The sequence below is a fragment of the Modestobacter roseus genome (assembly GCF_007994135.1).
In the GTDB taxonomy this organism is placed as follows: domain Bacteria; phylum Actinomycetota; class Actinomycetes; order Mycobacteriales; family Geodermatophilaceae; genus Modestobacter; species Modestobacter roseus.
The window spans coordinates 3447630-3467604 of sequence record NZ_VLKF01000001.1 but is presented as its reverse complement, the minus strand read 5'-3'; the positions used below and the strand labels follow the sequence as shown (position 1 = coordinate 3467604).

23 protein-coding genes and 1 pseudogene are annotated in these 19975 nt (G+C 75.8%); 14 read left to right on the top strand and 10 right to left on the bottom strand.

The features are described from left to right. The first annotated feature begins 10 nt into the window (after window positions 1–10). The 3 genes from JD78_RS16620 to JD78_RS16610 are packed head-to-tail and all read left to right on the top strand — an operon-like array spanning window position 11 to window position 2495. A complete protein-coding gene (locus JD78_RS16620) occupies window positions 11–1417 on the top strand; it encodes a bifunctional 3-(3-hydroxy-phenyl)propionate/3-hydroxycinnamic acid hydroxylase (protein WP_228395113.1) in 1407 nt (468 codons plus the stop codon). After that, window positions 1414–2049, top strand: a complete 636-nt coding sequence (locus tag JD78_RS16615; RefSeq protein WP_153359596.1) for a maleylpyruvate isomerase family mycothiol-dependent enzyme — start codon at window positions 1414–1416, stop codon at window positions 2047–2049. Before JD78_RS16620 ends, JD78_RS16615 begins: the two co-directional genes overlap by 4 nt. Continuing rightward, entirely contained in the window at window positions 2046–2495 is a 450-nt protein-coding gene (locus tag JD78_RS16610; RefSeq protein WP_208104127.1) for a GNAT family N-acetyltransferase, read from the top strand. The genes JD78_RS16615 and JD78_RS16610 overlap by 4 nt, the downstream gene beginning before the upstream one ends. On the opposite strand, the gene JD78_RS16605 is transcribed toward JD78_RS16610, so the two are convergent. Then, window positions 2474–2989 carry a GNAT family N-acetyltransferase gene (locus tag JD78_RS16605; RefSeq protein ID WP_208104126.1) on the bottom strand — a complete coding sequence of 172 codons (516 nt, stop codon included), beginning with the start codon at window positions 2987–2989 and terminating at the stop codon, window positions 2474–2476. The two genes, JD78_RS16610 and JD78_RS16605, sit on opposite strands and share 22 nt — an antisense overlap. Before the next feature lie 57 nt (window positions 2990–3046). Between JD78_RS16605 and JD78_RS16600 the strand changes: the two genes are divergently transcribed. Next, on the top strand, window positions 3047–3253 hold the full coding sequence (locus JD78_RS16600; RefSeq protein WP_153359600.1) for a hypothetical protein: 207 nt from the start codon (window positions 3047–3049) through the stop codon (window positions 3251–3253). Window positions 3254–3269: 16 nt separating this feature from the next. Here JD78_RS16600 and JD78_RS16595 read toward each other — a convergent pair whose 3' ends face one another. Next, entirely contained in the window at window positions 3270–3839 is a 570-nt protein-coding gene (locus JD78_RS16595; protein WP_153359602.1) for a hypothetical protein, read from the bottom strand. Window positions 3840–3891: 52 nt separating this feature from the next. Between JD78_RS16595 and JD78_RS16590 the strand changes: the two genes are divergently transcribed. Then, window positions 3892–5094, top strand: coding sequence for a cysteine desulfurase-like protein (locus JD78_RS16590; RefSeq protein ID WP_153359604.1), 1203 nt, complete (start codon window positions 3892–3894; stop codon window positions 5092–5094). 21 nt (window positions 5095–5115) lie between these two features. On the opposite strand, the pseudogene JD78_RS22365 reads toward JD78_RS16590, so the two are convergent. The 4 genes and pseudogenes from JD78_RS22365 to JD78_RS16575 all read right to left on the bottom strand — a co-directional run. Then, window positions 5116–6261, bottom strand: a pseudogene (locus JD78_RS22365) (MFS transporter); the annotation flags it as partial. Further along, window positions 6261–6839, bottom strand: a complete 579-nt coding sequence (locus JD78_RS16585) for a winged helix-turn-helix domain-containing protein (protein ID WP_153359608.1) — start codon at window positions 6837–6839, stop codon at window positions 6261–6263. The pseudogene JD78_RS22365 and the gene JD78_RS16585, both read right to left, overlap by 1 nt. Window positions 6840–6882: 43 nt before the next feature. Then, a complete protein-coding gene (locus JD78_RS16580) occupies window positions 6883–7350 on the bottom strand; it encodes an SRPBCC family protein (protein WP_153359610.1) in 468 nt (155 codons plus the stop codon). A 9-nt stretch (window positions 7351–7359) separates the two neighbouring features. Continuing rightward, complete coding sequence (locus JD78_RS16575; RefSeq protein WP_153359611.1) at window positions 7360–8082, bottom strand: mycothiol-dependent nitroreductase Rv2466c family protein; 723 nt, start codon at window positions 8080–8082, stop codon at window positions 7360–7362. Window positions 8083–8211: 129 nt separating this feature from the next. Here JD78_RS16575 and JD78_RS16570 point away from each other — a divergent pair, with 129 nt between their 5' ends. Continuing rightward, window positions 8212–8763, top strand: coding sequence for a hypothetical protein (locus tag JD78_RS16570; protein WP_153359613.1), 552 nt, complete (start codon window positions 8212–8214; stop codon window positions 8761–8763). A 60-nt stretch (window positions 8764–8823) separates the two neighbouring features. Then, on the top strand, window positions 8824–9357 hold the full coding sequence (locus JD78_RS16565; RefSeq protein WP_153359615.1) for a hypothetical protein: 534 nt from the start codon (window positions 8824–8826) through the stop codon (window positions 9355–9357). Window positions 9358–9375: 18 nt separating this feature from the next. Here the strand turns inward: JD78_RS16565 and JD78_RS16560 are convergent, their stop codons facing one another. Together JD78_RS16560 and mftR are read right to left on the bottom strand one after the other, a co-directional pair. Further along, a complete protein-coding gene (locus JD78_RS16560; RefSeq protein WP_166521238.1) occupies window positions 9376–10500 on the bottom strand; it encodes a GGDEF domain-containing protein in 1125 nt (374 codons plus the stop codon). Window positions 10501–10618: 118 nt separating this feature from the next. Then, window positions 10619–11212, bottom strand: a complete 594-nt coding sequence (gene mftR, locus JD78_RS16555; RefSeq protein WP_153359619.1) for a mycofactocin system transcriptional regulator — start codon at window positions 11210–11212, stop codon at window positions 10619–10621. Between the two features lie 117 nt (window positions 11213–11329). On the opposite strand from mftR, the gene mftA reads away from it, so the two are divergent. The 3 genes from mftA to mftC are packed head-to-tail and all read left to right on the top strand — an operon-like array spanning window position 11330 to window position 13006. Further along, complete coding sequence (mftA, locus tag JD78_RS16550) at window positions 11330–11449, top strand: mycofactocin precursor MftA (protein WP_243731063.1); 120 nt, start codon at window positions 11330–11332, stop codon at window positions 11447–11449. Window positions 11450–11456: 7 nt separating this feature from the next. Continuing rightward, complete coding sequence (gene mftB / locus JD78_RS16545) at window positions 11457–11756, top strand: mycofactocin biosynthesis chaperone MftB (RefSeq protein WP_153359621.1); 300 nt, start codon at window positions 11457–11459, stop codon at window positions 11754–11756. Beyond that, window positions 11753–13006: a mycofactocin radical SAM maturase gene (mftC, locus tag JD78_RS16540; protein WP_153359622.1), complete on the top strand. Its 1254-nt coding sequence runs from the start codon at window positions 11753–11755 to the stop codon at window positions 13004–13006. Before mftB ends, mftC begins: the two co-directional genes overlap by 4 nt. Window positions 13007–13060: 54 nt before the next feature. On the opposite strand, the gene JD78_RS16535 is transcribed toward mftC, so the two are convergent. Then, window positions 13061–13543, bottom strand: coding sequence for a pyridoxamine 5'-phosphate oxidase family protein (locus tag JD78_RS16535; RefSeq protein ID WP_153359625.1), 483 nt, complete (start codon window positions 13541–13543; stop codon window positions 13061–13063). A gap of 58 nt (window positions 13544–13601) precedes the next feature. Here JD78_RS16535 and mftE point away from each other — a divergent pair, with 58 nt between their 5' ends. Beyond that, window positions 13602–14294 (top strand): mycofactocin biosynthesis peptidyl-dipeptidase MftE, encoded by a 693-nt coding sequence (gene mftE, locus JD78_RS16530; RefSeq protein ID WP_228395114.1) that lies wholly within the window; start codon window positions 13602–13604, stop codon window positions 14292–14294. A 58-nt stretch (window positions 14295–14352) separates the two neighbouring features. Here the strand turns inward: mftE and JD78_RS16525 are convergent, their stop codons facing one another. Continuing rightward, window positions 14353–15366, bottom strand: coding sequence for an ABC transporter substrate-binding protein (locus JD78_RS16525; RefSeq protein ID WP_153359629.1), 1014 nt, complete (start codon window positions 15364–15366; stop codon window positions 14353–14355). A gap of 119 nt (window positions 15367–15485) precedes the next feature. Here JD78_RS16525 and JD78_RS16520 point away from each other — a divergent pair, with 119 nt between their 5' ends. The 3 genes from JD78_RS16520 (at window position 15486) to JD78_RS16510 (ending at window position 19901) form a co-directional block, all read left to right on the top strand. Continuing rightward, a complete protein-coding gene (locus JD78_RS16520; protein ID WP_153359630.1) occupies window positions 15486–16919 on the top strand; it encodes a 3' terminal RNA ribose 2'-O-methyltransferase Hen1 in 1434 nt (477 codons plus the stop codon). Then, a complete protein-coding gene (locus JD78_RS16515) occupies window positions 16916–19459 on the top strand; it encodes a polynucleotide kinase-phosphatase (RefSeq protein ID WP_153359632.1) in 2544 nt (847 codons plus the stop codon). Before JD78_RS16520 ends, JD78_RS16515 begins: the two co-directional genes overlap by 4 nt. 190 nt (window positions 19460–19649) lie before the next feature. Continuing rightward, complete coding sequence (locus tag JD78_RS16510) at window positions 19650–19901, top strand: type B 50S ribosomal protein L31 (protein ID WP_153359634.1); 252 nt, start codon at window positions 19650–19652, stop codon at window positions 19899–19901. Window positions 19902–19975 lie beyond the last annotated feature (74 nt).

The window sequence follows — 19975 nt, the reverse complement described above, 5'->3', positions numbered from 1 at the left end:
CACCCCGCACGTGGGCGAGACTGAGCCGGTGACCGTGGTGGTGGTGGGCGCCGGCCCGGTGGGGGTGACGGCGGCGCTGCTGCTGGCCCGTCGTGGGGTCGACGTCCTGGTGCTCGACCGGCACGATGCGCCGTACCCGCAGCCGCGCGCGGTCCACCTGGACGACGAGTCGCTGCGGGTGCTGCAGGCCGCCGGCGTCGCCGACGCGTTCGCCGCGGTGAGCCGGCCGATGGCCGGGCTGCGCCTGCTGGACGCCGAGCACCGGGTGCTGCTGGAGGCCCCGCGGGGGCGCGGGGTGCACGGCTGGCCGCAGGGCTCGATGTTCAGCCAGCCCGACCTGGAGGCGGTGCTGCGCGCCGCGCTGGACGCCGAGCCGCGGGCGTCGCTGCGGGGCGGGGTGGACGTGTTGCACGTGGAACAGCGGGACGGGGCGGTCTGGCTCGGGCTGCGGGACCGGGGGACCGGGGCGGTCGAGGAGCTGGTCGCCGAGGCGGTGCTCGGCTGCGACGGCGCCAACAGCACGGTGCGCCGGCTGATCGGCGGGTGGATGCGCGACCTCGGCCCCGCCGAGCGCTGGCTGGTGGTCGACCTGACGTCCGACGTCCCGCTCGACGTCTGGCCCGGCGTGCACCAGGTCTGCGACCCGGCGCGGCCGGCGACGTTCATGCCGGTGGCCGGCGACCGGTACCGGGCGGAGTTCCGGCTCGCGCCGGGGGAGTCGGCCCGGGACCCGGACCTCCCGGCGCTGCTCGGCCGGTTCGGCGCCGCGGGGTGCGCCGTCGTGCGGACGGCGGAGTACACCTACCGCGCTGCCGTCGCCGACCGCTGGCGCGCCGGGCGGGTGCTGCTGTGCGGCGACGCCGCGCATCTCACCCCGCCGTTCATCGGCCAGGGCCTCGGCCTGGGGCTGCGCGACGTCCACCAGCTCGCCTGGAAGCTCGCGGCGGTGCTGGCCGGGGCGGACGACGCGCTGCTGGACACCCACCAGGCGGAGCGGGCGCCGCATGCGACCGCGCTCGTCCGGCTGGCGGTGCTGCTCGGCCGGCTGATGAACGGCGGCGGGCGCTCCGCGGCGCTGCTCCGCCGGGGCGTGCTCGCGCTGCCCGGGGTCGCCGCCTTCGCCGCCGACAGCCGGACGCCGCCGCTGCGGCCGGGGCCGCTGGTGCGCCGTCGGCGGTTCGCCCCGGGGTCGCCGGTGGGGGCGCTGCTGCCGCAGCCGGCGGTGGCGGGCGGGCGGCTGGACGACCTGCTGGGCGAGGGCTGGGCGGTGCTCACCGCGGGTGGCCGGGTGCCCGGCGACTGGCCCGGGCCGGTGCTCGACGCGACGGCGTTCGGCTCCGCGGAGCTGGTGCGCTGGCTGCGTGGCCGCTCGGTGCTGGTGCGCCCGGACCGGGTCGTCGCGGCGGTGGCCCGATGAGCGCCGACCCGTTCGCGCTGGCCGCGGTGCGCCGGCGGGCGGTCGCGGACCTGCTGGCCGGGCTGGACGACGCCCAGCTGGCCACGCCGAGCCTCTGCGCGGGGTGGGACGTCCGCACCGTCGGTGCCCACCTCGCCGACGCAGCTGCGCCGGGCGCCCTGGGGGAGTTCGCCCGCGACCTGGTGCGGGCCGGCGGACGGCTGCACCGGGCGAACGACGAGGCGGCGCGCCGGGCCGGCCGTCGTCCGGTGGCCGAGACGGTCGCGCTGCTGCGGGAGCGGGCGGAGAGCCGGTTCACCCCGCCGCTCACCGGGCCGCGGGCCCCGCTGACCGAGGTGCTGGTGCACGAGGGCGACATGCGGCTGCCGCTCGGCCTGCCGTTCGACCCGGACCCCGCGGCCGTGGCGGTCGCGCTGGAGTTCATCACCACCGGGCGGCCGGTCGGGTTCGTGCCCCGCGGCCGGCTCCGCGGCCTCCGGCTGGTCAGCACCGACCTGGACCGGGCGCAGGGCGACGGCGCCGAGGTCCGCGGCCGCGGCATCGACCTCCTGCTGGCCGCCTGCGGCCGGACCGTCGCCCTGACCGAGCTCGAGGGGCCCGGCCGGCAGCTGCTCGCGTCGCGCCTCTCGTGACCCTGCTGATCCGGGACGGCGCGCCGGACGACGCCGAGGCGCTGACCGCGCTGCTCCGGCGGTCGCGGTCGGTGGCGATGCCCTGGCTGGCTTCCCCCCACGACGAGGCCGCCACCCGCTGGTGGATGGCGCACGTGGTGCTGGCCGGGCAGCGGGTGCGGGTCGCGCTGGACGGCGGGCGCGTCGTCGGCTTCGCCGCGGTGGACGGCGACTGGCTGGCGCAGCTGTACGTCGACCCGGACCACCAGGGCGCCGGGGTGGGCCGGGCTCTGCTCGACGACGCCGTGCGCGCCCGGCCGGAGGGGCTGTCGCTGCGGGTGTTCCAGCGCAACATCCGCGCCCGGCACTTCTACGAGGCCGCAGGCTTCACCCTGGTCGACGAGGACGACGGCAGCCGGAACGAGGAGCGGGAAGCCGACTGCACCTACACCTGGTCGCCGCCCTGAAGGTCCAGCCGGCGGGCGCGCCAGACGACGGCGAGCGCCGGGTCGCCGGTGGGGCTGGGCTCGATCCGTTCGACGGCGAAGCCCACCCGCTCGTAGAAGGCACCCGCCCGCTCGTTGGCCGCGAAGTGCTCGATGCGCAGCCGCTGGGCGTCGTTCGGCAGCTGCCTGATGACGGCGTCGAGCAGCCGCGAGCCGAGTCCCTGGCTGCGGTGGTCGGGGTGCACGTAGAGCTTCCAGACCACGTGGTGGCCGGCGAACCACCCCCGCTGGGCGACACCCAGCAGCTGCCCGCCGGCCTCGGCGACGACCACCAGCCCCTCGGCCACGGCCGCGCCGATGGACGGCTCGTCCCACCAGTCGCGGACCTGGGCGGCGGCTGCCTCGGCGCCGATCAGCGGGGTGTAGTGCGGCGGGACGTGCTCCTCGCCGAACCGGCAGACGGCCGGGACGTCGCCCGGCCCGGCGACGCGCACGACCGGCTCGGCTCCCGACACGGGCTGCATCCTGGCGCAGAGCTGTACAGGCGCACCAGGCTGGGCCATCCTCCGGCCATGTCCCGGCGCCGGACCCAGCTGCTCCTGACCGCGGAGCTCGGCTGGCTGGTCCTCTCCACGATCCTGCTGTCCATCGGTGCGGTCGCGCAGACCGGCGGGTGGCGGGCCGTCTGGCTGGCGGTCATCGTGCTCAACCTGGTGGTGGTCGGCACCCGGGTCACGACGCTGACCGGCCGCCTGCGACCGGGGCAGCCCAACCCGTAGCCCACGGCCCGCCCGGTCAGCTCCGGTCGGGCAGTGGCACGTCGACGGCGGGACCGTCCCCGACGGTGACCCGCAGCCGGCGCGCGTCCGGCGGGGGCAGGGGCAGGAACTGCCACCGGCCCTGCCACGGGTCCTCGCTGCCGCCGAACGCCCCGGACGAGAGCGCATAGACCGTCCCGACGTCGTCGGTGACTCCGCAGTGGAGCGCACTCAGGCGCTCGCCCGGAGCCGAGGGCGGCGCCTCGTGCCGGGCGACCGCACCCCACGCGCTGAACGCCTCGGTGTACGCGCGCGCCTGCTCCTCGGCGTCCGGTCCGCTGCCCGCCAGCACGACCGTCACGTGGTTGGCGAGCTCGACGTCGGTCAGGCGCACGCCGACCCCGTCGAGCACCGCCACGACCGGGTCGCCGGTCGGCAGGTGCACCCGGGCGACGCGGGTGACGGTCGCCAGGAAGACGTGGTCGGGGTCGTCGAAGTCGACGTGCACGACGCCCTCGGCCAGCAGCAACAGGTGCCGGGACTCCGGCTTCGGGACCCGCGTGCTGCCGAAGACCAGCAGCTGGGTGGCGTCGGAGAGGTCGACCATGCGGCGGAACCTAGCGCCGACCCCTGTCACCCGGCGCGGTTAGCGTGGCCGGGTGAGCTTCGACGTCGCCGCACTGCGTGCCCAGTTCCCCGCCCTGGCCGGCGGGGCCGCCCACTTCGACGGGCCGGGCGGGTCGCAGACCCCGCTCGCCGTGGCCCAGGCGGTCGCCGCGACGATGACCGCGCCGATGGCCAACCGCGGCTCGGTCACCGCGGCCGAGCGGCGTGCCGACGCCGTCGTCGTCGCCGCCCGGCAGGCGATCGCCGACCTCACCGGCGGCGACCCGGGCGGGGTCGTCTTCGGCCGCAGCGCCACGGCCCTGACGTACGAGCTGTCCCGGGTGCTGTCGGCCGGCTGGGGCCCGGGCGACGAGGTGGTGGTCACCCGGCTCGACCACGACGCGAACATCCGGCCCTGGGTGCAGGCCGCGCAGGCACGCGGCGCGACCGTGCGCTGGGCCGACTTCGACCCGGCTACCGGCGAGCTCGACCCGGCCACCGTCGGCGCGCTGCTGTCCGAGCGCACCGGGCTGGTCGCGGTCACCGGCGCCTCCAACCTGATCGGCACCCGCCCCGACGTCGCCGCCATCACCGCGCTCGCCCACGCAGCCGGCGCGCTGACCTGGGTCGACGGCGTGCACCTCGCCGCGCACGCCCCGGTCGACGTCGCCGCCCTGGGCGCGGACTTCCTGGTCTGCTCGCCGTACAAGTTCCTCGGCCCGCACTGCGGCTGCCTGGTCGCCGCCCCGGCGCTGCTGGAGACGCTGCACCCGGACAAGCTGCTGCCCTCGACGAACGCCGTCCCCGAGCGGTTCGAGCTGGGCACGCTGCCCTACGAGCTGCTCGCCGGCACCACCGCCGCCGTCGACGTGCTGGCCGGGATCGCCGGCCCCGAGGGCCACCGGCGCAGCCGGCTCATCGCGGCGATGACCGCCGTCGAGGAGCACGAGGACCGGCTGCGGGCGCGCATCGAGGACGGCGTCCGGGAGCTGCCCGGCGTCACCCTGTGGTCACGCGCGGCCCGGCGCACCCCCACCCTGCTGCTGACCTTCGCCGACCGGGACCCCCGGGACGCCCACCGGTACCTGGCCGAGCGGGGCGTCAACGCCCCCGCCGGCTCCTTCTACGCGCTCGAGGCCAGCCGCCACCTGGGGCTGGGCGACGCCGGTGGGCTGCGGGTGGGCCTGGCCCCCTACAGCGACGACGCCGACGTCGACCGGCTGCTGGCCGGGCTGCGGGACTGGCTGGCCGGCTGACCTCGGCCGCAGCACCAGCCGCGCCCCGGTGACGGCGAGGACGGCGACGGCCACGGCGATGAGCAGCCGGTGGTCGACCAGCCCGATGAGCACCGCCCCGAGCCCGGACGAGACGGTCTGCGCACCGTTCATCGCGACGATCCCGGCGCCGGCCACCCGGCCCTGCAGGTGGCGGGGTGTGCGCTTCTGCCGGGCGGTGACGTAGGCGACGACGAACCACGGGATCGACGCCCCGGCCAGCGCGGCACCGGCCAGCACCAGCGCCGTGGAGCCGAACGCCATCGGGGTGAGTGCGACGGCGAACGCGGCCAGCGAGACGCCGACGGCCCGCACCTCGCCCACCCGGCGCAGCAGCCAGGCGGCGGTGAGGCCGCCGACCACGCTGCCGCCACCCTGCACGCTGGTGAGCACGCCGAAGAACGCTGCCGGCCGGCCCAGCCCCTCGTCGATCACCGCGAATACCACGGTGTCCAGCAGGCCGAGCACGCTCATCCCCGCCGCGAGCGCCAGCACGATCTGGCGGAGCACCGGGTCGCCGGCCAGGTGCCGGAACCCGGCGGTGAACTCACGCCGGAACGGCTCCCGGGCGACCGCTGCCGGGTCGGACTCGATGATCCGGACGGTGCCGAGCAGAACCGCGGCGACGGCGAAGGTCGACGCGGTCAGCACCGCCACCGCCCCGCCACCGAACGCGGCGTACAGCCCCGCCCCCACCAGCGGGCTGACCAGGCGGAGCCCCTGGTCGACGGTGGAGAGCGCGCCGTTGGCCGAGGGCAGCAGCTCGTCGGGCAGCAGGTCGCGCACGAGCCCGGACTGCGCCGCGGTGTGCACCGTCGCCACCAGGCCGTAGCCGAAGGCGACCGCGTACAGCAGCCACAGCTGGTCCGGGCCCCGCACCGTGAGCAGCGAGAGGACACCCAGCCCCGCGGCCAGGTCGACGGTGATGAGCAGCGGGCGGCGGCGCACCCGGTCGGCCAGGTGCCCGATCGCCGGGGCGGCGACGGTGGGCAGCAGGATCGCCAGGAAGACCAGGCCCGCCGCGGCGTTGCTGCCGGTGAGCTCCTTGGCCCAGATGCCCAGCGTCAGGTACAGCGCGCTGTCGCCGAAGTTGCCCAGCGACCAGCCGACGAACAGCCGCCGGAATCGGGGTTCCCGGAACGCGCCCATCAGCCGACGCCGTTGCTGAGGCCCACGCTGGTGGCGGTGAACAGCCGGACCGGCCGCGCGCCGGGCCGCTGCGCCGCGCCCTCGGCCCGGTCGACGAAGAAGCGCTCGACCACCGCGCCGATCTCCGTCTGCAGCTCGGCCAGCTCCGCCCGGGTCAGCCACGACGTCGACCCGGTCATCCAGGTGGCGTGCCGCCACTCCGGGTCGTCCTGCGCCCGCCGGTCCCACCAGGCGCGGATCCGGGCGGTCTCGTGGTCGAGGAAGAAGTCGTCGGTGGCGGTCCCGGCCGCGCGGCCGGCCTCGTCGTCGGCCGGGCGGATCTCCTGGGTCAGGGCCAGCAGTCGCCACGGCTTCTCCCGCCCCTCACCCGGCGCGCGCTCGATGAAGCCGTGCTTCTCCAGGGTGCGCAGGTGGAACGAGCAGCTGGCCACGCTCTCGCCGAGCAGCTCGGCGCAGCGGGTGGCGGTGGCGGTGCCCTCCCCGGAGAGCACCTCCAGCAGGGCGATGCGAAGCGGATGGGCCAGGGCGCGGATCGCCTGCGGATCGCGGAGCTCGCGCCGTCCCGGGTCGTCGGTCATGGCGAGAGCGTGACATGCGCAAGAAGTCTTGCGCAAGGACTCTTTAGCTTTGTTCGGCGATCCGCTTGATCGCGGCCAGCGTCGCCGGGATGCCCTCGTGCGCGGCCCGGGTCCGGTCCGCGATCTGCGCCGGGGCCTGGTCGCCGTAGTTCTCCGCGAAGAGGGCCAGGCCGGCGGGGAGGAACTCCCAGGTCTCGGTGAGCCGGGTGCCGCCCTCGACCGGCGTCATGGTGAAACCCCAGCGCACCAGCCTCCCGCCGACCAGCCAGGCGAACTCCCGGCCCCGCTCGGCCGCGACCACCTGGCTGCGGGTCTCCCACGTCCGGCCGGGCACCTCGTTGCGGCCGGTGAACCAGTCCCCGACCGCCCCGGTGGCGCCCTCGTCCCACCAGCAGGCGGCGCAGATCGGGCTCCACTCGCCGGTCCGGGTCACGTCGGACACCAGGTCGTAGAGCGCGTCGGGGGTGGTCGCGACGACGATCGAGTCGCGGTGCGTCAGGCTCTCGGTCACGGGTGAGTTCTACCGGTGCTGACGGCGGCTGCCGCCGTGCCAGTCCTCCTGGGTGCCGACCTCGCCGTCGGCGACGCCCAGCCCCCGCAGCTGGGGCAGCTCCCGCAGGCTGCGCTTGAGCTCGGCGAAGCCGGGGAAGCCGGCCAGGCCGACGACGTGGTCCCACAGCCGGACGGCGTCCTCCTCGGCGGGCAGCCGGCTGATCACCGGGCCGAAGAACGCCAGCCCCTCCGGCGGCTGCACGTGCAGGATCGGCGTGCCGACGTCCTTGCCGGTCAGTGCCAGCGCCTCGTCGGTCTCGGCCTGGACGACGGCGTCGAAGGACGTGTCCTCCAGCGCATCGGCCAGCTCGACCGGGAGGCCGGCGCGCTCCAGCACCGGCGTCAGGTACTCGCGGGTGCCCCGCTCGGCGCCGGTCGCCCCCGGGTCGGGCGCGGTGTCGAAGATGCGCTGCCCCAGGGCCGCGTACAGCGTGCCGACGGCGGCCCGGCCGTGCTCGGCGCGGCTGCGGGCGGCCACCCGCAGCAGTCGCAGGCCGGCGGTGTGCCCGGCCTCGTACTCCGGCGGGAACTGGGCGTCGTAGTCGACGTGGGCGTTGATCAGCCGCAGCGAGATGAACCGCCAGTCGACGGTGTAGTCGCGCTGGGACTGCACCAGGCGCACCCACCGGCTGGTCATCCAGGCGAAGGGGCACACCGGGTCGAAGTAGAAGTGCAGGTCCGCGTCCGCCATGGCCCGAGGCTGCCACGGCCGGCGGCGGATGGCGTGTCGGCGGGTGGGACGCGGAACCGCGGGGTACCGGTCGGCCCATGCGCGGCGGCCCTCGGCCGCCGGCCCGTCCCCGACACCTGGAGCCCAGCCATGGCCCGCAACACGCTCTCCCGTTCCCTGCACGACGTCGGCCTCGCCGCCTGGTTCGGCGGCACCCTGGCCAACGCGGTCGCCCTGAACGAGGCCGCCGCCGAGGCCGGCAGCGCCAAGGCCGCCGGCGCCGTCGCCAACGCCGGCTGGAACCGGTGGACGCCGGTCAACGCCGCCGCGATCGGTGCGCACCTGATCGGCAGCGTCGGCCAGCTCCAGGCCAACAAGCGCCGCGTCGCCCAGCAGCAGGGCGCCGCTGGCATGTCGGTCGTCAAGACCGCCCTCACCGCCGCCGCCCTGGGTGTCACCGCCTACAGCCGGGCGTTGGGCCAGATCGTCGCCGCCGGCGGCGCCACCCCGTCCAAGCGGGGCACCAAGCCGTCCAAGCGGGCCCGCGCCGAGGTCGCCGTCGCCCAGGAGCGGCTCGACACGCTGCAGTGGGTCATCCCGGCGCTGACCGGCGCGCTGGTCGTCGTCAGCTCCTACGCCGGGGAGCAGCAGCGCCCGTCGGAGGTGCTGCGCGGCGTCTCCCAGAAGAACCCCACCGTCTGATCACCCCGGGCCGTGGCGTCGGTGCTGGTCACCGGCGCCACGGCCTGCCACCCTCGGGTGGTGTCCGTTCTCGTTCCGCGACGGCCGTGGTGGGTGCAGACCCTCGGGCTCGGCCTGGTGTTCACCGCCTACGGCGCCTTCCTGCTCGGCACCGACGACGACCTCGACCTCTCCCTGACCCAGGCGCTGCTCAGCGGGCTGCTCGTGGGGGTGGTCGCCGGGCTGGCCGGATCGCGGGGCGCCCGCCGGGAGGACGCCCGGTTCCGGGAGGTCACCGCCGGGCTGAGCCGCCACGCCGCCCGGACGGCGGACCGCGCGTCGCGCCGGGGCCCCGTGCCGACCGACCCGCGGGTGCGCGTCGCCGCCGTCCGGCTGCTCGACGGGCGGCGGGCGGCGACCAGCGCCCAGCTGGTGGTCGGTGCACTGGCCTTCACGCTGGCCACGGGCTGCGCCGTGCTGCTCGCGCTGAACGACACGCCGTGGTGGTGGCTGGGCGCCGTCGGCTTCGGCGCGGCGGCGGTGGCCTGGTGCTTCGAGCCGGCCCGGCTGCGGCGTCGCCGGGCGCGGCTCACCGATGACCCGGTGGCCGCCTGAGCGACGCCGTCCGGTCGGTCAGGCGAGCACGGACCGCGCCGCGCTGACCGCGTCCCGGCTCGCCTTCGCCCGGTACAGCTGGGCGTCGGCCGAGGCCAGCAGGGCCCGTGGGTCGGCCCCGTCCCCGACCGCGGCGGCGACGCCGAGGGACAGGCTGATCCCCGGGCCGCTGAAGCCCGCCGGCCACAGGGCGTGGGCCTCGGCCCGCACCCGCTCGGCCAACCGCACGGCGTCGACCAGCTCGGCGCCGGGCAGCAGCAGGGCGAGCTCGTCCCCGCCCAGCCGGGCCACCAGGTCACCGCCGCGCACCCGGCTGCGGAGCAGCTGCGCCACCGCTTGCAGGGCCGCGTCACCGGCCGCGTGGCCGAACCGGTCGTTGACCTGCTTGAAGTGGTCCAGGTCGATGAGCACGACCGCCACCGGGGTGCCGGCTTCCCGGGCCCCGGAGCACCGCGTCGCGAGCGCGGTGTCCCAGCGCCGCCGGTTCGCCAGGCCGGTGAGCGGGTCCTCGTGGCTGAGACGCTCCAGCCGCACGAGCAGTTCCTGGGTGCGCTGCTGCTCTGCCTCCAGGCGCCGGCGCGCGACGAACTCGCGCAGGGCCAGCTGCCAGCGGTGCCAGTGGGCGACCAGCACCACCAAGCTCGTGATGGCGAGGAACACGACGACGGCCACGACGAGCCGCGCGGGGACCGGTGTGGGGTCGAGGGGGACCGCCACGAGGAACGCGGCCCACGTGCACAGCACCAGGCGGACCGTCCAGCGGGGCCGGACCACCAGCAGCAGCCCGCTGGCGTGCAGCGCCAGCGACAGGCCCAGCAGGTAGAACTCCAGGTGCCGCACCTCGGTGAGCATCCACGCGGTCGTCACCTGGACCACCGCGAGCAGGGCGAAGACCAGTGCCCCGGGGTACCGCCGGCCCACCGGCCGGCGCCACAGCACCAGCAGCAGCGCCCAGATCAGCGCCGTGCCCACCGCGCGCACGGCGAGCAGCCGGCCGGCCGCGGCGGGCTCCAGGGCCGCGTCGAGCACCGCCCACCCCGGGTAGCCGACCGCGGCCACCGAGCCGGCCGCGAGCCCCGACGTGCGGGCCCGGCCGGCGACGTGGCGGCGGACCTCGGCGGAGTCGACGTCGGCGGCGCGCACACGGCCGCGCGCCGGGAGGGGGCCGGCAGCGGGCGCGCGGAGGGCATGCCCGTCCGATCGGCCGGATCACCCGAGCACTGGACGCACCCGCCAGGGACGCCCCCTCCGATGGGGGGGGTCAGCGGCGCAGCGCGGGGAAGCCGTCGGCGAGCTGGTCGAAGGCGCTGTGCAGCGAGACCGCCAGGGTCATCTCCCCGTCGGCCAGCCACACCTCGAACGCGGTCGTCGCCGCGGCGCGGGTGCTGGTGGCCACCAGCCGGGGCAGCAGCGCGTCCGGCGTCGTCCCGGCGCGCCGGGCGACGTGCTCGGCCACCACCCGGTCGACGGCGGCGTAGCGCAGCTGGGAGTGCGCCTGCAGCGCCGGCTCGGTGAGGATCAGCCGCATCCGCTGCCGCAGCAGGGGCAGGTCGGCCGCGGCGTAGTCGTTGACCGCCACGTAGGCCGCGCAGATCGAGGCCATCACCGGCTGGGTGTCGTCGGTGGCGGCCAGCCGGGACTCCAGGCGCGCGACGTGGCCGGCGAAGTCGCCCCACACGGCGTCGGCCTTGGTGGCGAAGTAGCGGAAGAACGTGCGCCGGCTGATCCCGGCGGCGTCGGCGACCTCGTCGGTGGTCACCTGCTCGAAGCCGGTGCCGGTGAACAGCTCCAGCGCCGCCTGCTCGATCCGGGCCCGCGTGAGGTCACGCGCGTCCCCGGCCACCGTCTCGACCACCCCGCCATCCTCTCTCTTCCGCCGCGCGGAAAGGGCCCCTCGTCTCCCTTGTCGGTGGCACTGGGTGTCACCTAGCGTCGCCGGGGTCAGCGTGACCCAGCTCACCCGGAGGCAATGGTGCCCGAGACCACGCAGCAGGACAGCCAGATCGAGACCGCCGCGCCCGCCGAGGAGGCGCTGGTCGAGGAGTCCCTCGTCGAGGAGGTCTCCATCGACGGCATGTGCGGCGTCTACTGAGCCGACCGTGTCCGCCCCCGCTCCGGCCGCAGCAGCCGGTTTCGATCCCGCACTCCCCTGGCGGCGGGCCCGGTCGGTCGCGCTGCGGCCGGAGCCGTTCGGCGCGCTGGTCTACCACTTCGGCAACCGGAAGCTCTCCTTCCTGAAGTCGAAGGCGCTGGTCCGGGTCGTGGAGTCCCTCGCCGACCACCCCAGTGCGGCGGCCACGCTCGCCGCCTGCGACGTGCCGGAGGCCCAGCGCCCGGCGTACGTGAAGGCCCTGGCCGACCTCGCCCGCTCCCAGATGATCGAGAGGCGATCCGCATGACCGCCGTTCTGCCCTCCCGCCCCGCCGTCGAGCGCCCCACCGGCGGCCGGCTGGTCGACCAGTTCGAGTACGGCCTCGACGCCCCCATCTGCCTGACCTGGGAGCTCACCTACGCCTGCAACCTGGCGTGCGTGCACTGCCTGTCCTCCTCCGGACGGCGCGACCCCCGCGAGCTGTCCACCGCCGAGGCCGAGGCGGTCATCGACGAGCTGCAGCGGATGCAGGTCTTCTACGTCAACGTCGGCGGCGGGGAGCCCACCGTCCGGCCGGACTTCTGGCACCTGCTGGACTACGCCATCGGCCACGACGTCGGGGTCAAGTTCTCCACCAACGGCGTGAAGCTGGACAAGACCCGCGCCGCGCAGCTGGCCCGCACCGACTACGTCGACGTGCAGATCTCCCTCGACGGCGCGACCGCGGAGGTCAACGACCGGGTCCGCGGCGCCGGCTCGTTCGCCACCGCCACGAGGGCGCTGGAGAACCTGGCCGAGGCCGGGATGAAGGACTTCAAGGTCTCGGTCGTCGTCACCCGGGAGAACGTCTCCCAGCTCGACGACTTCAAGGCGCTCACCGACCGCTACGGCGCCCAGCTGCGGATCACCCGATTCCGCCCCTCCGGCCGTGGTGCGGACGTCTGGGACCAGCTGCACCCGACCCAGGCGCAGCAGCGGGAGCTCTACTCCTGGCTGCTGGCCAACGGCGACGGCGTGCTCACCGGCGACTCGTTCTTCCACCTCTCCGCGTTCGGCGAGGCCCTGCCCGGGCTGAACCTGTGCGGCGCCGGCCGGGTCGTCTGCCTGATCGACCCGGTCGGTGACGTCTACGCCTGCCCGTTCGCCATCCACGAGAACTTCCTCGCCGGCAACGTGCGCAGCGAGGGTGGGTTCCAGCGGGTCTGGCAGACCTCGGACCTGTTCACCGAGCTGCGCAGCCCGCAGACCGGCGGCGCGTGCACCAAGTGCGCCCACTTCGACGCCTGCCGCGGTGGCTGCATGGCGGCGAAGTTCTTCACCGGCCTGCCGCTGGACGGCCCGGACCCGGAGTGCGTGCAGGGCCACGGGGAGACCGCACTGGCGGCTCGGGACCTGGAGCTGGTCACGCCCAAGAGCCACCTGGACCACTCGCACAAGGGCCCGGTCCGCGGCCAGCCCACCCTGCTCGGGATGCCGAGCATCCCCGCTCGGCCGACACCCGCACCGCCCGCCCGGATCTGCGACGAGTCGCCGCTGGCCGGGCTGCAGCTCGGCTGACCGGGCCGCCCGCCGCGCTGTTGCCCACAGCGCGGCGGACCGGGGCGCCCGGCCTCAGAGGTCGACGCGCTCGTTCTCGCCGCCGTCGTAGGCCTGGCCGGTGAGCTTGGCCTTGGCGAAGCTGATGACGCTCGCGACCCGGCCCCCGGGGGAGTTCCAGTACTCCGCGGAGGTCGCCTCCACCCGCAGCAGCACGACGTCAGCGTCGTCCGGGCCGTCGGGGAACCACGCCTCCACGGCCTTGTTCCACAGCTTCTGCTTCTTCGCCAGGTCGTCGATCACCACCGCGATCCCGGTCAGCGACACCCAGCTGGAGCTGCCGGAGGTGGCCACGTTGACCTGGGGGCGCTCACGCACCTGGGCGACCTTGCGGGAGTCGCGCGCGGCGAAGAACCACAGGTCGCCGTCGAACTCCACCTCCTGCATCGCCATCGGCCGGCTCATCAGGGTGCCGTCGAGGGCGGTGGTGGTGAGCGCGGCGATCCGCTCGTCCTTCAGCAGCTCGGCGACCTTGCGGGTCTCGTCGTTGGAGGTCATGGGCTGCTCCCTGCCCCGCGCCGGGGCGGGTGACACCCCGTCTGGCAGGGTTCCGGACGTGCGGCTGAGCGGGGCCAGGTGGCCGGAGATCGGGTCGCGGCCGCTGGTCGTCGTCCCGCTGGGGTCGGTCGAGCAGCACGGCCGGCACCTGCCGCTGGCCACCGACACCGTCGTCGCCCGCGCCGTCGCCGAGGCCGCCGTCCCCGACCTGGACGGCGCCTGGCTGGCGCCCGAGCTGGGCTACGGCGCCAGCGGCGAGCACGAGGGCTTCCCCGGCACCATCTCCCTCGGCACCGAGGCGCTCACCGCGCTGCTCACCGAGTACGGCCGCTCCGCCGGGCGGTGGGCCGGCCGGGTGCTGGTGGTCAACGGCCACGGCGGGAACCTGGACGCGCTGCGCGCGGCGGTGCCGCTGCTGCGCACGGAGCGGCGGGACGTCGCCTGGTTCCCCTGCGGCGTTGCCGGGGGCGACGCGCACGCCGGGCGCACCGAGACGTCACTGATGTTGCACGTGGAACCGGACGGGGTGGACGAGGCGGTCGCCACCCCCGGGGTGACGACGCCGATCGGCGAGCTGCTGCCGCGGCTGCGGGCCGAGGGGGTGCGCGGGGTCAGCCCGGACGGCGTGCTGGGCGACCCGACCGGTGCCTCGGCGGCCGAGGGGGCGGAGCTGCTGGCCGGGATGGTGCGCCGGCTGGTGGCCGCCGTCGCCGGCTGGGACGTCGACCCCACCGGCCGCCTCCGCGGCTGAACGCCGAACGGCCGCCCCGGCGGCCCACCTGGGCGCCGGGACGGCCGTTCGGGGTGGCTCAGCTGACGGCGTCGGCGAACAGCGGGACGGCGTTCTCCAGCGCGTACTGGGTGGCCAGCGGGGTGCCGATCGAGAACGCGTTGGTCAGCGTGGTGTCGTCGAGCACCACCGCGCGGCCGTCCTGCACGGAGGGCACCGCCTGGAACAGGGCGTCGTCGGTGATCTCGCTGGCGTCGATGAAGATCGGGAACATCACCGTGAGGTCGGCGTCCAGCAGCGGGAGCTGCTCGTTGCTCAGCGAGACGGAGAAGCTGTCCTCGGCCAGCTCCTGCACCGCGGGGGAGTTGGTGAAGCCCAGCTGCTCCATGAACTCCACCCGGGTGTCGCCCTCGACGTAGGCGCCGTAGCCCTCGCTGGTGCGGGTGCCGACGACCACGGTCTTCCCGTCGAACTCGGGGTGCGCGGCGGCGGCGTCGGCGAACGCCTGGTCGACCTCGGCCTGCAGCGCGGCGGCCTCCTCGCTCTTGCCGAGCGCGGCGCCGATCATCTCCAGCTGCTGCTCCGGGCTGGTCAGGTACTGGTCGGCGCCCTCGGGCTGCCCGATCGTCGGCGCGATGGCGCTCAGCGCGTCGTAGCGCTCCTGGGTGGCCGGGGACTTGGTGTCCAGGATCAGGTCCGGGTCGAGCGCCGCGATCGCCTCGTAGCTGGGCTCGATCGTCTCGATGAGCTCCGGTGCCTCGTCGTAGAGCCCCTCGGCCCACGGGCCCACGCCCTCGCCGCCGAAGCCCAGCCAGTCGCTCGCGCCCACCGGCTGCACGCCCAGCGCCAGCGCCGTCTCGGCGTCGCCCCAGCCCAGCGCCACCACCCGGGTCGGCTCCTCGGGCACCTCGACCTCACCGAAGGCGGTGTCCACGGTGACCGGGAAGGCGCCGGACGAGCTGCTGGACGGCGTGCCACCCCCGGCGCTGGTCTCCTCGTCGCCGGAGTCGGAGCCGCAGCTGGTGACGACGAGTGCGGCGGCCAGCAGGGCGGTGCCCCGGAGGACGGTGCCGCGGAGGGCGGTGCGGGACATGCAGTGCTCCTTCAGGTGGTCAGGTGAGGCTGACCTCACCACACGGAGGTCACGGTCCGGTCACCGCGCACCCGCGAACGCACTGGCCGGACGCGTGCCGGAACCGACACACTGCCGCAGTGCTGCTGACCCTCTCGACCACCCACGAACCCGCCACCGACCTGGGCTTCCTGCTGCACAAGAACCCTGCCCGGGCGCAGCAGGTCGAGGTCTCCACCGGGGTCGCGCACGTGTTCTACCCGGAGGCGACCGAGCAGCGGTGCACCGTCGCGCTGCTGCTGGAGGTCGACCCGATCGGGCTGGTCCGCGGCGCGCGGGGCGCCGCCGCCGAGGGCTTCAGCCTCGGCCAGTACGTCAACGACCGCCCGTACGCGGCGTCCAGCCTGCTCGCCGTCGCCCTGGGCAAGGCCTTCGCCAGCGCCCGCCGCGGGGTCAGCAAGGAGCGGCCGGACCTGGTCGGGCGGCCGCTGCCGCTGGAGGTGCACCTGCCGGCGCTGTCCTGCCGGGGCGGCGCGGAGCTGGCCGAGCGGTTCTTCACCCCGCTGGGCTGGACGGTGCAGGCCACCCCGCTGCCGCTGGACGAGCAGTTCCCGGAGTGGGGCGACTCGCGGCTGGTCGACCTGCGGCTGACCGGCACGATGCGGCTGGCCGACGCGGTCAACCACCTCTACGTCGCCCTGCCGGTGCTCGACGACGCCAAGCACTACTGGGTCAGCACCGACGAGGTCGACAAGCTGCTGCGCGCCGGGCAGGGCTGGCTGGCCACCCACCCCGACCGGGAGCTGATCACCCAGCGGTACCTGGCGCACCGCCGGTCGCTGGCCGGGCAGGCGCTCGCCCGGCTCGCCGAGGTCGACGACACGGACGCCGAGACGTTCGACGACGCCGTGCCCACCGACCTGCCCGCCGACGCGCCCGCCGACCGGCCCACCCCGCTGGCCCAGCTGCGGGCCGGCGCCGTGCTCGCCGCGCTCCGGGCCGCCGGCGCCCACCGCGTCGTCGACCTGGGCTGTGGCAGCGGCGCGCTGCTCCCGGCGCTGCTCGGCGAGCCGTCGTTCACCGAGGTGGTCGGGGTCGACGTCAGCGCCCGCGCCCTGCAGGTCGCCGCCCGCCGGCTGCACCTGGACCGGATGCCGGAGCGCCAGCGGGCGCGGCTCACCCTCGTGCAGAGCGCTCTCACCTACCGGGACGCCCGGCTGGCCGGCTACGACGCCGCCGTGCTCATGGAGGTCGTCGAGCACCTGGACCCCGACCGGTTGCCGGCGCTGGAGGACGCCGTCTTCGCCGCGGCATCACCGGGCACCGTCGTCGTCACCACGCCCAACGTGGAGCACAACGTGCGGTACCCCGCGCTGGCCGCCGGCGGGTTCCGGCACCGCGACCACCGCTTCGAGTGGACCCGGGCGGAGTTCGCCGGCTGGGCGGAGGGGGTCGCCGCGCGGCACGGGTACACGGTGCGGTTGCTCGGCGTGGGGGAGGACGACCCGCAGGTCGGGCCGCCGACCCAGCTGGCGGTCTTCACCCGGGGCGTCGTCGCGGAGGTGGCGGCATGACCGAGCTCGCGATCCCGGACCTGGCGCTGGTGGTGCTGATCGGGGCCTCCGGCGCGGGCAAGTCCACCTTCGCCCGCGCGCACTTCCGCCCCACCCAGGTGCTCTCCAGCGACGTCTGCCGCGGCCTGGTCGCCGACGACGAGGACGACCAGTCGGCCACCCCGGACGCCTTCGCCGTCCTGCACTTCATCGCCGCGACCCGGTTGCGCGCCGGCCGGCTCACCGTCGTCGACGCCACCAACGTCAAGCGGGAGGACCGCGCTTCGCTGGTGCAGCTGGCCCGCGACCACGACGTCCTGCCGGTGGCGATCGTGCTCGACCTGCCCGAGGGGGTGTGCCAGGAGCGCAACGCCGCCCGCACGGACCGGGACCTGCCGCGCGGGGTGGTCAGCCGGCAGCGCGCCGAGCTGCACCGCGGCCTCCGCGGGCTGTCCCGGGAGGGCTTCCGCAAGGTGCACCGGCTCACCTCGGTGGCCGACGTCGAGTCCGCGGTGGTCACCTGGGAGAAGCAGTACAACGACGAGCGGGAGCGGACCGGCCCGTTCGACGTCGTCGGCGACGTGCACGGCTGCCGGGCGGAGCTGGAGGAGCTGCTCACCGCCCTCGGCTGGCAGCTGGCGCGCGACGACGCCGGCCGGCCGGTCGGCGCCACCCACCCCGGGGGCCGGACGGCGCTCTTCCTCGGCGACCTGGTCGACCGCGGGCCCGACTCCCCGGGCGTGCTGCGGCTGGTCATGGGCATGGTGCGCGCCGGCACCGCGTTGTGCGTGCCCGGCAACCACGAGAACAAGCTGGTCAAGGCGCTGCGCGGGCGCGACGTGCAGGTCACCCACGGCCTGGCCGAGACGCTGGAGCAGCTCTCGGCGGAGAGCCCGGAGTTCCGCGCCGACGTCGAGCAGTTCTGCGACGGCCTGGTCAGCCACCTCGTGCTGGACGGCGGCGCGCTGGTGGTCGCGCACGCCGGGCTGCCCGAGCACCTGCAGGGCCGGTCCAGCGGCAGGGTGCGCAGCTTCGCCCTCTACGGCGACACCACCGGGGAGACCGACGAGTTCGGGCTGCCGGTGCGCTACCCGTGGGCGCAGGACTACCGCGGCCGGGCGACGGTGCTCTACGGCCACACCCCGGTGCCCGAGCCCGAGTGGGTCAACAACACGATGTGCCTGGACACCGGCTGCGTGTTCGGCGGCCGGCTCACCGCGCTGCGCTACCCCGAGCGCGAGCTGGTCGCCGTGCCCGCGCAGCGCACCTGGTACGAGCCGGCCCGCCCGTTCCTGAGCGCGGACGACGCACCGCCGGCCCGGCCGGACGCCGTCCTCGACGTCGCCGACGTGCTGGGCAAGCGGGTGGTGGAGACCCGGCTGTCCGGGCGGGTGACCGTGCGCGAGGAGAACGCGGCCGCCGCGATCGAGGTGATGAGCCGGTTCGCGCTGGCGCCGCAGCAGCTGGCCTACCTGCCGCCGACGATGAGCCCGGTCGCCACCTCGGCGCGGGAGGACCGGCTGGAGCACCCGGCCGAGGCCTTCTCCTACTACCGCGGCGAGGGCGTCGACCGGGTCGTCTGCCAGGAGAAGCACATGGGCTCGCGGGCGGTGGCGCTGGTCCGCCGGGCCGACGCCACCGGCGACCCGGACCGGCCGGTCACCGAGCGGGGCGCGCTGTACACCCGCACCGGCCGGTCGTTCTTCGGCGCGGAGCTGACCACGGCCTTCCTCGCCCGGCTGGCCGGGGCGGCGGAGACCGCCGGTCTCTTCGACGAGCTCGGCAGCGACTGGCTGCTGCTCGACGGGGAGCTGCTGCCCTGGTCGGCCAAGGCCGGGGAGCTGATCCGTGGCCAGTACGCCCCGGTCGGCGCCGCCGCCCGCGCCGCGCTGCCGGTGGCCGAGGCGGTGCTCGCCGAGGCGGCCGGCCGGGGCCTGGACGTCGGGGAACTGCTGGACCGCCAGCGTGCCCGCCGGGCCGACGCCGAGGGGTTCACCGCCGCCTACCGGCGCTACTGCTGGCCCACCGACGGGCTCACCGGCACCGCGTTCGCCCCGTTCCAGCTGCTCGCCTCCGCCGGGGCGACCTTCAGCGACCGCCCGCACGACTGGCACCTCGCCGTCGGTGACCGGCTGGCCGCCGCCGACCCCGGGCTGCTGCGCGGCACCGGGCACCGGTTCGTCGACGTCACCGACCCGGCGCAGGAGGAGGCGGCGACCGCCTGGTGGACCGCGCTCACCGCCGGCGGTGGCGAGGGCATGGTGGTGAAGCCGGCCGGCAACCTCACCCGCGGCCGGCGCGGGGTGGTGCAGCCCGGGCTGAAGGTGCGCGGGCGGGAGTACCTGCGGCTGGTCTACGGCCCCGAGTACACCGAGCCGGCGAACCTGACCCGGCTGCGCGAGCGGAACCTGGGCCGCAAGCGCGGGCTGGCGCTGCGCGAGTACGCGCTCGGCCTGGAGGGGCTGGAGCGGCTGGCCCGCGGCGAGCCGCTGTGGCGGGTGCACGAGTGCGTCTTCGCCGTCCTGGCGCTGGAGTCCGAGCCGGTCGACCCCCGGCTCTGAGCCCTGCCCTGCCCGTCGCCCGGGTCAACCCGGGCCGGGTGGGGTGAGGCCGCGTGCGCACGCGGCTCGACCCTGCCCCGGGCGGGTCCACCCGGGAACAGCGAACCCCGGGGGCCGGTTGTACCGGGCAGTCGCGATCAGCCCGCCCCGCCTGGGGGCGGACGTCCCGCGCAGACCGAGAGGACCCACCATGCGCAACGGCATCCACCCCGAGTACCGGACCGTCGTCTTCCAGGACACGTCGACCGGTGCCACCTTCCGCACCCGTTCGACGATCGCCAGCGAGCGCACCGTCGAGCTGGACGGCGAGACCCTGCCCGTGGTCCCGGTCGAGATCAGCGCGTCGTCGCACCCGTTCTGGACCGGCAACCAGCGCGTGCTGGACACCGCCGGCCGGGTCGAGAAGTTCAACCAGCGGTACGGCGCCCGCACCCGCGGCTGACCGCCCGCAGCACCTGACGCCCCCGTCGGCCCTCCCCGGGCCGGCGGGGGCGTCGTCGTGTGCGGGCCCGTTAC